Annotated in this window: 16 protein-coding genes; 6 read left to right on the top strand and 10 right to left on the bottom strand. The window is 70.1% G+C overall.

The window, feature by feature from the left end; all coding sequences use genetic code 11:
* Window positions 1-7 precede the first annotated feature (7 nt).
* Both YIM_RS15550 and YIM_RS15555 read right to left on the bottom strand, forming a co-directional pair.
* The gene (locus YIM_RS15550) at window positions 8-2,380 is read right to left on the bottom strand and encodes a helix-turn-helix transcriptional regulator (RefSeq protein ID WP_153031033.1); all 2,373 of its coding nucleotides are present in this window, start codon (window positions 2,378-2,380) and stop codon (window positions 8-10) included.
* A 147-nt stretch (window positions 2,381-2,527) separates the two neighbouring features.
* Window positions 2,528-3,133: a TetR/AcrR family transcriptional regulator gene (locus YIM_RS15555; RefSeq protein ID WP_153031034.1), complete on the bottom strand. Its 606-nt coding sequence runs from the start codon at window positions 3,131-3,133 to the stop codon at window positions 2,528-2,530.
* Between the two features lie 110 nt (window positions 3,134-3,243).
* Between YIM_RS15555 and YIM_RS15560 the strand changes: the two genes are divergently transcribed.
* Window positions 3,244-3,993 carry an SDR family oxidoreductase gene (locus YIM_RS15560; RefSeq protein ID WP_153031035.1) on the top strand — a complete coding sequence of 250 codons (750 nt, stop codon included), beginning with the start codon at window positions 3,244-3,246 and terminating at the stop codon, window positions 3,991-3,993.
* A gap of 177 nt (window positions 3,994-4,170) precedes the next feature.
* Here the strand turns inward: YIM_RS15560 and YIM_RS49135 are convergent, their stop codons facing one another.
* Genes YIM_RS49135 through YIM_RS15580 form a run of 4 tightly spaced genes read right to left on the bottom strand, consistent with a single transcriptional unit; the run spans window position 4,171 to window position 6,436 of the window.
* A complete protein-coding gene (locus YIM_RS49135; protein ID WP_228004752.1) occupies window positions 4,171-4,452 on the bottom strand; it encodes an SRPBCC family protein in 282 nt (93 codons plus the stop codon).
* 38 nt (window positions 4,453-4,490) lie between these two features.
* A complete protein-coding gene (locus YIM_RS15570; protein WP_228004753.1) occupies window positions 4,491-5,135 on the bottom strand; it encodes an SRPBCC domain-containing protein in 645 nt (214 codons plus the stop codon).
* Window position 5,136: 1 nt separating this feature from the next.
* The gene (locus YIM_RS15575) at window positions 5,137-5,487 is read right to left on the bottom strand and encodes a helix-turn-helix transcriptional regulator (RefSeq protein WP_153031036.1); all 351 of its coding nucleotides are present in this window, start codon (window positions 5,485-5,487) and stop codon (window positions 5,137-5,139) included.
* A gap of 25 nt (window positions 5,488-5,512) precedes the next feature.
* Entirely contained in the window at window positions 5,513-6,436 is a 924-nt protein-coding gene (locus YIM_RS15580) for a helix-turn-helix transcriptional regulator (RefSeq protein ID WP_153031037.1), read from the bottom strand.
* Window positions 6,437-6,568: 132 nt separating this feature from the next.
* Between YIM_RS15580 and YIM_RS15585 the strand changes: the two genes are divergently transcribed.
* From YIM_RS15585 to YIM_RS15595, 3 genes are read left to right on the top strand one after another with little or no spacing between them, the layout of a single operon-like run.
* Complete coding sequence (locus YIM_RS15585) at window positions 6,569-7,012, top strand: nuclear transport factor 2 family protein (RefSeq protein ID WP_228004754.1); 444 nt, start codon at window positions 6,569-6,571, stop codon at window positions 7,010-7,012.
* Entirely contained in the window at window positions 7,009-7,863 is an 855-nt protein-coding gene (locus tag YIM_RS15590; RefSeq protein ID WP_153031039.1) for an NAD(P)H-binding protein, read from the top strand. Before YIM_RS15585 ends, YIM_RS15590 begins: the two co-directional genes overlap by 4 nt.
* 12 nt (window positions 7,864-7,875) lie before the next feature.
* A complete protein-coding gene (locus YIM_RS15595) occupies window positions 7,876-8,583 on the top strand; it encodes a hypothetical protein (protein WP_228004755.1) in 708 nt (235 codons plus the stop codon).
* Window positions 8,584-8,594: 11 nt separating this feature from the next.
* Here the strand turns inward: YIM_RS15595 and YIM_RS15600 are convergent, their stop codons facing one another.
* Window positions 8,595-9,116 (bottom strand): MarR family winged helix-turn-helix transcriptional regulator, encoded by a 522-nt coding sequence (locus YIM_RS15600; protein WP_153031040.1) that lies wholly within the window; start codon window positions 9,114-9,116, stop codon window positions 8,595-8,597.
* A gap of 114 nt (window positions 9,117-9,230) precedes the next feature.
* On the opposite strand from YIM_RS15600, the gene YIM_RS15605 reads away from it, so the two are divergent.
* Entirely contained in the window at window positions 9,231-10,169 is a 939-nt protein-coding gene (locus YIM_RS15605) for an NADP-dependent oxidoreductase (RefSeq protein ID WP_153031041.1), read from the top strand.
* A gap of 43 nt (window positions 10,170-10,212) precedes the next feature.
* The gene (locus YIM_RS15610) at window positions 10,213-11,163 is read left to right on the top strand and encodes an alpha/beta hydrolase (protein WP_153031042.1); all 951 of its coding nucleotides are present in this window, start codon (window positions 10,213-10,215) and stop codon (window positions 11,161-11,163) included.
* Window positions 11,164-11,190: 27 nt separating this feature from the next.
* On the opposite strand, the gene YIM_RS15615 is transcribed toward YIM_RS15610, so the two are convergent.
* Genes YIM_RS15615 through leuD form a run of 3 tightly spaced genes read right to left on the bottom strand, consistent with a single transcriptional unit; the run spans window position 11,191 to window position 13,916 of the window.
* Window positions 11,191-12,519, bottom strand: a complete 1,329-nt coding sequence (locus YIM_RS15615; RefSeq protein WP_153031043.1) for an SLC13 family permease — start codon at window positions 12,517-12,519, stop codon at window positions 11,191-11,193.
* Window positions 12,520-12,552: 33 nt separating this feature from the next.
* Window positions 12,553-13,317 (bottom strand): RraA family protein, encoded by a 765-nt coding sequence (locus YIM_RS15620; RefSeq protein ID WP_153031044.1) that lies wholly within the window; start codon window positions 13,315-13,317, stop codon window positions 12,553-12,555.
* Entirely contained in the window at window positions 13,314-13,916 is a 603-nt protein-coding gene (gene leuD, locus YIM_RS15625; RefSeq protein ID WP_153031045.1) for a 3-isopropylmalate dehydratase small subunit, read from the bottom strand. Before leuD ends, YIM_RS15620 begins: the two co-directional genes overlap by 4 nt.

Consider the following 13,916-nt stretch of genomic DNA (forward strand, 5'->3'; position numbering starts at 1 on the left):
GAAACAACTAACAACGAGCGCGGTAGGCCTTGGCGAGGTGCTCCTGGAGCCGGGCGTGCCGGAACTGGTAGACGGCCCCGGACTGGCGCAGCAAGCCCCGCCGGTACGCGTCGTCGAGGAAGGCGGTGACCGCCCACGGCAGCTTGCCGCGGAGCGGGAGCCGGAAGCGGGTGAAGACCAGCCACTGGCCCCACGCGGTGAAGGTGATCACGTACGCGCAGCCGGTGCAGAGCCCCGCCGTGACCCCGAGCAGCGGACTCGCCTTGAGCGTCCAGCCAACGCTCAGCTCCTGGCCGAGGCCGTCCAGTGTGGTGGTGACCGCGAAGCCGCCGAAGGCGATCGTGATCCAGAGCGCCAGTCCGGCCAGCCCGGCGAGGCGCAGCGCGGTCGCCCGGTTGGCCGCGAGGAGGTCGGCCGGGCTGGTGGCCGTGGTCAGGTTCGCCGGTGCCTCCAGCAGGACAACGCATGCCAGCAGCACGCCGCAGCACGGACCCAGGGCCAGCCCGAAGATGGCGGTGTTGAGGAGGACATCCTGGACAAGCACGCCGAAGTCGTCGATTACGTTCATGTCGGGCGACAGCGCCTGAACGAGCACGCTCGCGAACGCGAAGGCGGCGCCCGCCAGGATGCCCCCGCTCGTGCCCGCCACGAATCTGATGGCGAGCTTGCGCCGGAGACCGGGTTGTCTCGCCGACCGGTCGAACAGCCGCACGCGAACCCGCGTCGGCTCGAGGACCCTGCCCTTGCGGACCACCATGAACCAATACAGCAGGCCGAAGGGAACGGCGACCACCGGGCCGTTGACCAGCCCGTCGAACAGCGAGAGGTACGGCCGTATCGGAAACCCGAAGATGAGCGTGTTGAGCATGTTGAGCGGGGTGAACAGCAGCCAGACGATCAGGCTCGTGGCCAGCGAGCCGGCCGCCATCACCAGCAGGACGCGGGACCGGGGACTCGGCGAACCGCCCAGCCGCCACCACTCGAGGTCACCGATACCCCGCCGGTCGAGGTCGTCGGCGAGGAAGCCCAGCCAGTGGCGAACGTGTTCGAGATCCCAGCGCTGCCGCTCGCTGTCGCCGAGTCCGGGCGTGGTCTCCTGCTGTCCGTTGTAGACGGTGGGGATGAACGTGTCGAGCAGGTGCTCTTCCACGGCTTGCGCCGTCGGGAAGCGGCTGGTGTCCAGCAGGTCCGCCGGGTCGCGGTCGCGTGGGTCGCTGTAGACCGCACGGGCCAGCCCGACCATGAGCGGGGTTCGCAGGACCGCGGCGAGGTTCGCGGCGGGGCCCGTCGCGTCGTGCTCGCGCAACTCCGCCAGGACCGGGTCCCACGCCGTGGCCGCGCTGCCCGCGGTGACGCGCCGGGCGGTTCGGGGCAGGTAACCGGCGAGGTCTTCGATGGTGAGGTCGGTCAGTTCGACAACGGCGGCCGACGTCAGCACGTCGACCGTGGTGACGGCGCGCTCGTACTCGTCGAAGCGACTGGTCAGCAGCAACGGCCTGGACAGGGAGTTGAGCGCTTCGAGCGCGGGCCGGTGCAGGCCCTCGGCGATCTCGTCGAAGCCGTCGAGCACCGGCAGGATGCGTTCGGTGTCGGTCAGCACGGCCGCCAGCGTCGAGCCGCCGGGCGCCGCGGCGGAGAGACCGGGGTGGTCGCGCTGGAGCGTCTCGACGAGCCAGGTGCGCAACGGCATCGCGGTCGGGTCCCACGAGCCGATGTTGAAGATCACCGGGACGGCACCGCCGGGTTTCCTGGCGGCCAGCGCGTCGAGGACAAAACGCAGCGTCAGCACGGTCTTGCCCGCGCCGGCGCGGCCCAGCACCACCAGCCTCCGCGACGGGATGGCGCGGTAGGCGCGCGCGATGTCGCCGACCTCGCCGGAGAGGTCCAGCGGTGTCGCGGTCATGCCGTGCGGAACGCGGCAGATGTTGTCCCAGTGGTCGGCGAGGTGGTCGGCCGCGGGACGCCACCGGACGGGCAACGGGACGGGATCGTGCACCCGGCGCAGTTCCTCCTCGCGCCGGAGCCGGGCGGTGATGATCGTGGCCAGGTGGTCCGCCGCTTCCGAGACCTCGGCGGGGACCGTGCGGACGAGGGCGGGCGTCGGGACCACCGGTGCGTCGCCGGTGTCCGGCGGGTCGACGGGCGGCTCGTCCGGTTGCCTGCCGTCAGCGGCGGAGAGGAGGTCTTGGCGCTCGCGCGGGGTGACGCCGAGTGCGTCGGCGAGCAGGGTCACGGTGCCGACACGCGGGTCGACGCCCCCGCCGCTCTCGAGCCGACGGATGGTGCGCACCCCGACGCCGGACCGCGTGGCCAGCGCTTCCTGGGTCAGCCCCGCCCGCCGACGAGTATCGCGGAGGAGGACGCCGAACCGACTGACCACGGGGAGACGTCCCTCCAGGTGTGCTGTGTGAGGGTGATCATCCTAGTGGTTCCGATCAGCACCACTCAGCGGGCCGACCGGTGGTTGACCGCGCTGTTCGCCCTGTCGCGGAAACCCCGCCGGGCCAGGTCGAATTGACAGGCCGCCTCAAGCGGTGGAACGCAAGCCGTTGATCGCGGCGTCGACCGCGGCCAGAGCCGCCTTTTTGTCCGGACCTGCCCTCGACACGAGCGAGAGGCCCTGGACCACGTACAGCAGCAGCTGGGCCTGGGCCTCGGGGCTGGCGCTGTCGGTGACTTCCCCGGTGGCCTGTGCGCGGAGCAGCGCGTCGGCGACGATGTCGGTGAACCGGCGGTACGAGCGGGCGACGACTTCCGTGGCTTCGCTGTCGTGCGGCACGAGTTCGGCGGTCGTGTTGCCGACGAGGCAGCCGTTCGGCATCCCCACGTCGGAGATCAGTTCGTCCAGGCGTGCCGGATGGGTGAGGATCTCGCGAAGCGCAGGCAGGAGCGGGGTGGTGTCGAGCGCGGCGATCAGCCGCCGTTCGTATACGTCCCAGTAGAGCCTGACGGCATCGAGGTAGAAACTGCGCTTGTCCCCGAACGCTCCGTAGAGGCTGCCGCGCTCGACGGCCAGTGCGTCGACGAGGTCCTGGATCGACGTGGCCCCGTAGCCGCGAGACCAGAACAGTTCGAGCGCGCGCTCCAGCGCCTTGTCCTTGTCGAACTCGCGAGGGCGTCCGGTACGTGGCACAACGCCGACCCTACGACTTCTTGACAGTCCATTCAAGAAGTCGTAGCGTCCGTCGTGTGACTTCTTGAACGCACGCACAGAAGTCGCGTCGACCACGGAAGGGGAATCCCATGGGCCGTCTTGACGGAAAACACGCCCTCATCACCGGAGGCACGAGCGGCATCGGCTTGGAAACAGCGCGGCAGTTCCTCGCCGAGGGAGCGTCTGTCGCGATCACCGGCCGCTCGCGGGACAGGCTGGACGAGGCCGCGCGACAACTGGATGGGGCGCCGCTGACCTTCGTCAGCGACGCCGGCGAGGTAGCCGGCCAAGCCGTGCTCGCAGCGAGGCTGCGCGCGGAATGGCCCAAGCTCGACATCCTGATGTGCAACGCCGCCGACGTCACCCACCTCCCGATCGAGGAATGGACCGAGGAGGCGTTCGACAGGCTCGTGGCCACGAACCTCAAGTCGCCGTTCTTCCTGATCAGAGATCTGTTGCCGCTCTTCTCGCGGCAGTCATCGATCATCCTCGTCGGTTCGGTCTCCGCCTTCGTCGGACACGAGAACGCGACGGTCTACGGTGCGGCCAAGTCGGGCCTGCTGTCCTACGCCCGTGGACTGACCTACGAGTTGACGGACCGGGGCATCCGCGTCAACGGACTGAGCCCGGGCCCGACTGTCACCAACGCGCTCGCGCCGCTCGGACCCGAGCGCCAGGCCGCCGTCTACGAGGAACTCAGGCGGACCGTGCCCCTCCACCGTCTGGGAACGGCCACCGAGCTGGCGAAGGCGGCTGTCTATCTCGCCTCGGACGAGTCTGCCTACACGGCCGGCACCGTGCTGCGTGTCGATGGCGGCATCGGAGAGCTCGCTTACTAGCCTCGCGCCTTCACGAGGTTGCCAGGGCTCGTATACCTGGGCCTTTTGATGCCCGGCAGGTCAGTTCTTTCCTTCGCGGACGTCCTTGCCCCTGTTCGGCGAACGCCTTGAAATCCCGCATGTGCTGTTGCGACTGCTTGTGGAAGGCGCCGGGCATCAGAAGCCCTGCCAATCGCATCAGCAGGCCGCTGAACCGGTATTCGCTCTCGCTCTCCCAAAGCGTCGTTTCCGGATCGGGTCCGCCGGATCCCGGCGGGTGATCGTTTCGGTGCACTCGAACTTCCGCTTCCCCGACTGCAGCACGACCCGCGACTGGGTGCCAGGCTGCCCGTGTAGCCCACTCAGCGGCTCGTGCAGCACCAAGCCCCGCAACCACTTCGGCAGGTGCGCCGGGTCGGCGAGCAGCTGGGCCACCCGCTCCCGCGGCAGGGCGATCTCGATCGAGTTGGTGTACTTCACGGCGGGAATTCCTTCCGCGGCGGGGGAGGGAGGACAGGTCAGGTCGGGTCGGGTGCGTAGAACCTGGTGGTGGCCTCGACCGCGGCCGCGACGTGCTCCGGTTCGCCACCGGCGGCCAGATGAGCCTCACCCCAGGCCGCGGCGCTGCGCCGGATGAACTCGCGCCCTTCGGGCGACTTCTCGACCGCCTCGTGCTCGGCAGTTTCACCACCGGCCAACAGTTGGGCCAGGGCGAGCAGATGCAGATCCCAGCCCACGCCGCCGGCACCGGGACCGTAGGTCGGGAAGAGGGGCTCCTCGACGACCGCCGCGTGGATCAGCTCGAACTCGGTATCGTCGGCCGGGCCCGGGGCCAGGCGCACTTCCACCTCGCTCGTGCCCGGCCACGCGTCGGCATCCGGCCCATAAAGCCAGGACACCTTCAGCAGACGCGGCGGCTCGCACCGCAGGATCTCACCGTGCTCACCACCGTCCAGTTCGAACTTCCCGCCGGGCCGCAAATCCCCGGTGACCGGTTTCAACCAGCGACGCAACCGCTCGGGGCTGGTCAGGGCGTCCCAGACGTCCTCGATCCGCGCGTCGTATCGACGCCGCACCTCGATGGTGTAAGCCTCACCGGCGGGCACGCTGCCCTTGCCCATCACCCGCCGCGCGGCGGCCAGTTCCTCCAATACGTCCTTCATGTCAGGTTCCCTTCGCTGATGGATCGGTCCGAGCTGCACGCCTGCCCCGGGCCAGTTCGGTTCCCAGAGCGTCGAGGCGCTGCTCCCACAACCGGCGAAACCGGTCCAACCACACGTCGACCTCGCTCAACGGCGCAGGTTCCACGGCGTAGAACCGGCGAGCGCCCTCAGCCCGCACCGACGCGAAGCCGCTCTCACGCAACACACGCAGATGCTGCGAGACAGCCGGTTGGGAGATGGCGAACTCGGCCCGGATCACCTCCGTGATCGCGCCAGAGGTCTGCTCACCCTCAGCGAGCAGCTCCAGAATGCGCCGGCGCACCGGGTCGCCAAGGATGTCGAACGCGTGCACAAGCCGGCATCATACCAGCGGCTGCTTATATAAGTCGACGCTGGCATCCTGACGCGTTCGGCGTGGAGTTCGACCGCGGAAACGGACGCGCAGGATCAGTCACTCGCCGGGGGGGGGGGGGGGTACCGAGCCGGGCGAGTGCGGCGGCGCTCGGGCTGCCTGGTTCCGCGGTGTACATCACCAGTTGCAGTTCGGTGCCGGGTAGCAGGAGGGTTTGGCAGACCACTTCCAGCTCACCCAGTTCTGGGTGGTGCAGGTGTTTGCGCAGCGTCGGTACCGGTCGTACGTCGTGGTCGCGCCAGCCGGCCGCGAAGTCCGGGCTGTGCGCGGCAAGCTCGTTGACCAGTTCGCCGAGGACGCGGTCGGCCGGGTAGCGGGCGCTGGTCACGCGCAGCCGGGCGGCGAACTGCCTGGCGAACTCGCCCTCCGCGCCTGCCGCGGCCCAGCAGGACGTGCCGCCCAGCCGGATGGCCAGCCGCACGGTGTTGCGCTCCTCGGCGGGCAACAGGCCGAAATCGGTGATCAACGCGGCAGCCGCTTCGTTCCAGGCCACGATGTCCTGGCGTTCGTCGACCAGGTAGGCGGGTATCGGCGAGAGGCGGTCCACCAGCCCGTGAGCCTCAGCGGGCACCGGCTCCCGGTCGGCGGCCGTGCCGGGCGGGACCTGTCCGGCCAGCCGCGCCAGGTGCTCGCGTTCGGCGGCGGTGAGCCGCAGGGCCGCACCCAGCGTGGCCAGCACCTCCGGGGACGGACGTGGCGCGCGGGCCTGCTCCAGCCGTTCGTAGTAGCTGACCGACACCCCGGCCAGTGCGGCCACTTCTTCCCGGCGCAGGCCGGGCGTGCGCCGGGCGCGCCGCCCCGGCGGGTGGGTGGCTGCGGCAGGCACCTGGTCCGGACGCAGCGCCTCCCGCCGGCGGCGCAGGAAGTCGGCCAGTTCCCCTCTGCTCACTCCGCCCATGGTGGCATCGGTGGCCCGGCTTAGCCACGGACTGGCGGTCCGGGGCTCAGCCGATGGTTCCCCGGCTGTGCGTCCGCGTCCACTCTGGACTGGTCACACCCCTGCCGACCACCGGAGGACATCGTGCCGAGCACCCCCGAAGAGATAATCCACCGGCTGCTGGACCTGTTGCTGGCCAAGGAAACCGACGCCATCGCCGATTTGTGGGCGGAGGACGGGATCGCCGAGTTCCCGTTCGCGGCGGGAACCTCGCCGCGCCTGCTGACCGGACGGGACGAGATCCGTCCCTATCTCGGCGGCCTCCCGGAGCTGATGGACGTGCGGGAGATCCCCTCGATCACCGTGCACCACACGGAACGGCCGGACACCATTGTCGTGGAGTTCACCGGAACCGGGAGCACGGTGCGCACCGGCGAGCCTTACCGGCTGGACTACATCGTGGTGCTCACCGTCCAGGACGGACTGATTACCTGTTACCGCGACTACTGGAGCCCGCTGGCCGCCGCGGCGGCGGCCGGGACGCTGCCGGAACTGCTCGATTCGCTGCACCCGGAAACCGCCCGATGACCGGCGTGCTGGCGACCGGCGGCACCGGGAAAACCGGGCGTGCGCTGGTGGACCTGCTTCGCGGCAAGGGCGTGCCGGTCCGGGTGGCAAGCCGCCACCCGGCTGACGGCGATCCGGACGCGTTCCGGTTCGACTGGGGTGACCGGGAAACCCATGCCGCCGCGCTGCGCGGGGTGGACCGGGTCTTCCTGGTGCCGCCGGTGGAGAGCGTGGATCCGCTGCCGTTGGTCGAGCCGTTCCTGGCCGAGGCGCGTCGCCTCGGCGTGCGCCGGGTGGTGTTGCTCGGCTCCGCCATCGTGTTGCCGAACGCTCCCAGTGCGGTGGAGCTGGCTGCGCGGGTGCGGGCCCAGCCCGGGTGGGTGGTGCTGCGCGCGGCCGGGTTCATGCAGAACTTCCTGCGCCCGCACCCGCTGGGGGAGCGGATCCGGCGGGAGCGGGAGATCCGTACCGCCGCCGGTGACGGCCGGGTCGGCTGGATCGACGCGCGGGACATCGCGGCCGCCGCTTCCGCGCTGCTGACCGATCCCGGCGTCGTGCCCGGCGACCGGCGTGAGTACCTGCTCACCGGGCCGAAGGCACTGAGCTACCCGGACGCGGCGGCGATCATCACCGCCGGCACCGGCCGGCCGGTCCGGGTGGTGCACATCGGGGTCGCCGAGCAGGCGGCCGGTTACCGGGCGGCAGGCATGCCCGCCGAGTTCGCCGACGCACTCGCGACCGTGGAAGACGGAATCAAGGCCGGTCGGAACGACCAGGTCAGCACCGCGGTATTGGACCTGACCGGCCGTCCGCCCCGCACCTTCGCCGAATTCGTCCAGGAGCACGCACCCGCGTGGGCGGCGGCCCGCTGAGGGAAGGCCGGGATGCACCGGACCGGCGACGAGGTGTCCATTCGGGACACGGACGGTTCGCGGATCCGAAGCCTGGGTGATGAAGTCGTCCACATTGGCTTCTCGCTTGCCGATTCGTTCTGGCCGCGCCAGGAAGTCTCTTCGGCTACGCTGCCGGTCGTGCCTGAACAGACGTGGTCGCCCGAGCCGGGGACGCCTGTAATCGAGTATCGGTCCGGTCGGTGGGCGTTCATCGGCGGGCTGGCCATGTTGGTCTTCTTCGGGTTGGCCGCTGCCTTCCCGGATGTCGGGACCCCGTCGTCGTCGAGGTCGAAGGATTTGCCTCCGGCCGCTGCGTCGTTCCTCTTCGGCGCGCTTGCGCTGGGCGGTCTGCTGTTCATGATCGGCTCCTTCCCGCACAGGCATCGCTTCGTCGTCGACGGACGTGGACTGTGGTGGCGAGCCGGTCGCAAGTCCGACCTGATCGCGTGGGAGGAGCTGCGCGCGGTGCGCGGCCGGGAACCTCGCGCGCCGGTCAAGGGCGATCCGAACTCGAAGGCCGTGCGGTCGGCCCTGGTGTTCACTCCCGTGGACCATCAGTTCCTCACCCGCCACGCGGCGCTGGTGAAACGCCCGGCGACTGCCGGTGCGGAAGTGGAACTGAAACCGTCGAACCTCACCACGGTCCGGCAGCTGGCACAGGAGATAGCCAAGGTCCGGCCGGACCTGCTGGCCGGCTGAGGGCTTGATCGCTAGGGCGCCTGGTCCGTCCCGGCTGTTTTCCTGCGCCGCCGCGGTTCCGCCGACCGCGGCGGCGTCTGACGCATGTGATCTCGCGCGCGGGCGAGGATGTCGGCGAGTGTCTCGATGTCGGAGCGGGACAGCGGGGCGAACAGCAGGTCGTCGAGGACAGCGATGTGGCCCGGGAAGATCCTCGCGAGCACGGCGCGTCCCTTCTCGGTGATGGTGACGGTGATGCCGCGCTCGTCGTCGGCGGACGGCGTCCGGGTCACGAGATCCCGCTTCTCCAGCGTCTGGGCCTGGTAGGTCAGTCCGCTGCGGCTGTAGACGACACCGTCGGCCAGATCGGTCATCCGCCGGCTGCCCGTCGGGGAGTCGCCGAGGGTGGCCAGGAGCTGGAACTGCACGTAGCTGAGATCCCCGGCCTCCCGCAACTGCTGCTCGACGGCGTGCTTCAGCAGGCTGCTCGCCTCGATGAGGGCGAAGTACGCGCCCAGTTGCGTGGCATCCAGAGAAGGCGGCGGCGACGTCATGCGCCGACCCTATCAGTGCTTCCAACTCGAAGTACTTGCTTCTAATTCGAAGCAGTGCTAACTTCGTCCTCAGTTGCTTCGAGTTCGAAGCACAACGCTGAAGGGGAAGACATCATGAAGGCAGTACGGTTCCACCAAACGGGCGGTCCGGAAGTCCTGCGCTACGAGGACGTCGACCGGCCGGTCCCCGGCCCGGGTGAGGTGCGCGTCCAGGTCGCCGGGTCGGCGTTCAACCCGGCCGACGGCGGCATCCGCGGCGGCTTCCTGCCGATCCCGGTGACGCTGCCGCACATTCCGGGCTACGACGTCTCCGGCACGATCGACGCGCTCGGCGACGGGGTGGACGGGCTCACCGTGGGCGAGAACGTCGTCGGGTTCATCCCCATGACCGCTGACGGCTCGGCAGCGCAGTACGTCGTCGCTCCGGCGAACGCGCTGGTGAAAGCTCCGGCGCGCATCCCGCTCGCCGATGCCGCCGGGCTGCCGTCGGTCGGGCTCACCGCCTCACAGGCACTCTTCGAGGCCGGCGAACTCAAGGCCGGTCAGCGGGTGCTGATCAACGGTGCCGGCGGCCCCGTGGGCGGGTACGCCGTGCAGCTGGCCAAGCGCGCGGGTGCGTACGTCATCGCCACGGCGAGCCCGCGTAGCAGCGAGATCGTCAAAGCGGCCGGTGCGGACGAGATCATCGACCACACCACCACCGCCGTCCTCGACGCGGTGACCGAGCGCGTCGATGTGCTGCTCAATCTGGCCCCGATCAGCCCGGACGGGTTCACCGCCCTGGTCGCACGGGTCCGTGATGGCGGCGTGGTCGTCTCCACGACACCGACCGTGACGACGCCCGGTGACGAGGAGCGCGACGTGCGCGCGGCGACGATCTTCGTCCACCCCGACGCGGATGTGCTCTCGCACCTCGTCGCCCTCATCGACAGCGGCGACCTCCACGTCGAGATCGCTCGCCGCGTGCCGCTGAGCGAACTGCCCGCGATTCACCGGCAGGCCGAGGCGGGAGAAATCCACGGCAAGGTCGTCGCCGTCCCGCCCGCCGTCTGACGATTCCGCCTCAACTCGCCAACTCCCGGAAAGAGAGAGAACCATGACCCTGAACCTCGATCCCGAGGTCGCCGCGGCCCTCGCCCCCATGGGCGAGGCCATGGCGGCGACCACTCCACCGGCGGTCGGCGACATCACCGGACGCCGAGCCATGTGGGAGCCGATCCTCGCCGCCGCCGGCGCCGCCCTGCCGACCCCGGCCGACGTGACCGTCACCGACCACCAGGTACCGACCGGCGACGGGACGCAGATCACGGTCCGCTGGTACGCGAAGGACGGTGCGGCCGCCGGACCCGCTGTGGTCTTCTTCCACGGCGGCGGCTACATCTTCGGCCACATCGACCAGTTCGACGGACCCGTCGCCCGGTACGTGTCCGAGAGCGGCGTGCCGTTCCTCTCGGTCGAGTACCGCCGCGCACCTGAGCACCCGCATCCGACACCCGTCGAGGACGGCTACACCGCGTTGAGCTGGCTGGCCGGCCACGCGCCCGAGCTCGGCGTCGACCCGGACCGCATCGCCGTCATGGGCGACAGCGCCGGCGGTGGACTCGCCGCCGCCCTGACGATCCTCGCCCGCGAGCGCGGAGGCCCCGCGATCGCACGGCAGATCCTGCTCATGCCGATGCTCGACGATCGCACCCTCACCCCCGATCCCCAGATCGAGCCGTATCTGATCTGGTCCTACGACGACAGCCGCACCGCCTGGCCGGCGCTTCTCGGCGCCGCGGCAGGGGGAAACGACGTGCCGCCCACCGCCGCCCCGGCCCGTCTCGACGACGCCGGCGGCTTGCCTCCGGCATACATCGAAGTCGGCCAACTCGACGTGTTCCGCGATGAGGACACCGCCTACGCGACCAAACTCAGCCGCGGCGGCGTCGATGTCGAGTTCCACCTGCGACCCGGCGTGCCACACGAGTTCGACTCCATCGCCCCCGACGCGGACGTGTCACGCCGTGCGATCGCCGACCGCGTCCGGGTGCTGAAGTCGCTCTGACCGTGCGGAACGCGGTCATTTTGCAGGTCATGTGGTGGCGGGGAGCAGGATCGCCAGGCCGGCCAGTGCGGGGGCGGCGAGCACGGTGAGGCCGCAGTAGCGCAGAAGGCGCCGTTGGAAGGCTTCGCGGTCGTCGACCTGGGCGTTGGCGAGGACCATGACGCCGTTGCTGGAGAACGGGCTGACATCGACCACGACGGTGCAGAAGGCCAGCGCCGCCACCAGCGCGGTGGTCGGGAGGTGACCGCCGGCAAGCAGCGGCGCGGCCAGCGGGAGCACGATGCCGAGCGTGCCGATGGAGGAGCCGATGGCGGAGATCGCGGCGACGGCGAGGCAGAGCACCAGTGCGGTGACCAGCGGGGCGCCCAGGTTGAACGCGGCTTCGCCGAGGTAGGCGAGGGTGCCGTTCTGTTCGAGCACGCCCATGTAGGTGAGCATGCCGCAGACCAGGACGATCGCCGACCAGCTGACGTGGTCGACGGCCGTCTTGTGCTGCTGCGGCGCGATCACGAGCAGGACCGCGGCAATGCAGATCGACGCCACGCCGACGTCGACGCCGAACACCGCGGCGCTGACGAACAAGCCGAGCATTCCGCAGAGCGTCAGCACTCGCAGTGGGGTGAATCCCGGCTGTTCGTCGTCCTGTGTGGACAGTACCGGGACGGTGGCCGTCGCCATCTGCGCCGCGACGGTGGTGGCGGCGGGCGCTGCCGCCGGAGCACCGGAGGATGGGCTTGGCTCGTCGTCGGGAACGGCGGTGCCACGAAGCAGGTCGCGTCCACGCACGAGGAACAGCACCGCGGCCATGACGAAGTTGAGGCCCAGCGGCAGGAGGTAGATCGCGAGGGTGTTCGAAGGCAGGCCGGCGTCGGCGAGCCAGCCGGTGACGAAGGCGCCGTAGACGGTGATCGGCGAGAACGCGGCGCCGAGCACGCCGTGGCTGATCATCATTCCCATCAGCAGGGGGTCGATCCGGTACCGCTTGGCGATGGGCATGGCGATCGGCGCGAGCATGCCGACGGCGAGCACGGAACCGAGGGACATCAGGATCGCGCCGAGCACGAACATGAGCCAGACGATGGCCCAGCGCCTGCCCCGGACGAGCTTGAGCAGGCCGGTGATGACCAGATCGATCGTGCCGTTCGAGCGGGCGATGCCGAACAGCAGGGTGATGCCGACGACGATGACGAAGATGTTCGCCGGGAACTCGCCCAGGATGTCCTCGGTGGACAGGCCGGACAGCAGCGGGCCGAGCACGAACGCGGCCGCGAAGGCGAGTACGCCCATGTTGACCGGTGTCGCGGTGGCGATGGCGAACAACGCGACCAGCGCGGCGATGGAGACGAGATAAGTCACCGTTGACTCCCTCGGAGTGGATGGGCCTGGCGGTCAGCCGGCGATCTGGCGGCCGCGGACCGCGCGAACCAGGTCGGTGAGGTTGACGGCGTCGCCGAGCAGGCCCACGAGTTCCTGTTCGCGGGACAGCCCGGCCAGGCAGTGTTCGACGACGCGGGGGAACGCGTCGTGCGGTACCACGCAGACGCCGTCGTCGTCGGCGACGAGGTAGTCGCCCGGGCGGACCAGCAGACCGGACAGGGTGACCGGGCCGTTGAGTTCCACGGCTTCCAGCCGGTAGCGGCCGCAGGCCGGGTTGCGGCCCGCGCTCCAGATGGGAAGGCCGACTTCCCGCAGGGTGGCGGTGTCGCGCACGGTTCCGTCGACGACGCACGCGGCGACCCCGGCGAGTGCGGCCCATCGCGCGGACAGGGCGCCCAGCACGGCGAAGTCGCCGGCGGCGGAGGCGTCGACCACCGCGATGTCGCCGGTCTCGGCCAGGCCGTAGAGGTCGCGATCCCCGAGGACCAGGCCGCGGCGCTCGGCGCGGTTGCTGCCGACGTCACCGCCCAGCGACGCGTACCGCAGGGTCGCGGCCGGGCCGCAGATCGCCGCGGCACCGGCGACCCGGGACAGGCGGTGGCCGGGAATCGCGCCGCCGACACCGAGTTCGTCGAGGGCGTCGGCGACCGCGGAGGTGACGTCCGGGACGGTGAGCAGCCGGGCCACCAGTGCCGGATCGTGCCGGGGCACCGAAAACCGGGCGACCCGTTCGATGGGCACGGTACCGACCAACCGGCTGTGGACGTCGGCAGTCATGACGCGGCCGTCCGCCGCACCAGCGGCAAGGTGGCGCGGCGGGTGCGTTCGTAGGCCTCGATCGCGTCGAGGTGCCGCAGGGTGAGGGTGATGTCGTCGAAGCCGTTGAGCAGCCGCCACCGCTGGTAGTCGTCGAACTCGAAGACGTGGTGGCGGTCACCGGCGCGGACCTCGCGGCTGGTCAGGTCGACCGTGACCGCCAGTGCGGGATCGGCTTCCACGGCCTGCCACAGTTCTTCGATCGCGGTGCTGGGCAGGATGACGGTGAGGAGACCGTTCTTCAGCGAGTTGTCACGGAAGATCGCGCCGAAGCTCGGGGCGATCACGGCGTGGAACCCGTAGTTCTGCAACGCCCAGACCGCGAACTCCCGGGACGAGCCGCAGCCGAAGTTGTCACCGGCCACCAGAATGGTGGCGTCACGGTGCTCGGGCCGGTTGAGCACGAAGTCCGGTTCCGCGCGGCGGTCGTGCAGCATGGCGTGCGCGTAGGCGGTGCGGCTGGCGCCCGCGGCGAACCGCGCCGGCATGATCTGGTCGGTGTCCACATTGTCCAGTCGCAGCGGGGCGGCCGTGCCGGTGTGGGTGGTGAACGGTTCCAC

The organism is Amycolatopsis sp. YIM 10 (genome assembly GCF_009429145.1).
In the GTDB taxonomy this organism is placed as follows: Bacteria; Actinomycetota; Actinomycetes; order Mycobacteriales; family Pseudonocardiaceae; genus Amycolatopsis.

What these genes read in the sequence shown, in the direction of transcription:
- YIM_RS15595 (WP_228004755.1), top strand. Translation starts at nt 7,876, where the DNA reads ATGCACCGGACCGGCGACGAGGTGTCCATTCGGGACACGGACGGTTCG.
- YIM_RS15600 (WP_153031040.1), bottom strand. Translation starts at nt 9,116, where the DNA reads ATGACGTCGCCGCCGCCTTCTCTGGATGCCACGCAACTGGGCGCGTAC.
- YIM_RS15605 (WP_153031041.1), top strand. Translation starts at nt 9,231, where the DNA reads ATGAAGGCAGTACGGTTCCACCAAACGGGCGGTCCGGAAGTCCTGCGC.
- YIM_RS15620 (WP_153031044.1), bottom strand. Translation starts at nt 13,317, where the DNA reads ATGACTGCCGACGTCCACAGCCGGTTGGTCGGTACCGTGCCCATCGAA.
- YIM_RS15590 (WP_153031039.1), top strand. Translation starts at nt 7,009, where the DNA reads ATGACCGGCGTGCTGGCGACCGGCGGCACCGGGAAAACCGGGCGTGCG.
- YIM_RS15560 (WP_153031035.1), top strand. Translation starts at nt 3,244, where the DNA reads ATGGGCCGTCTTGACGGAAAACACGCCCTCATCACCGGAGGCACGAGC.
- YIM_RS15570 (WP_228004753.1), bottom strand. Translation starts at nt 5,135, where the DNA reads ATGAAGGACGTATTGGAGGAACTGGCCGCCGCGCGGCGGGTGATGGGC.
- YIM_RS15610 (WP_153031042.1), top strand. Translation starts at nt 10,213, where the DNA reads ATGACCCTGAACCTCGATCCCGAGGTCGCCGCGGCCCTCGCCCCCATG.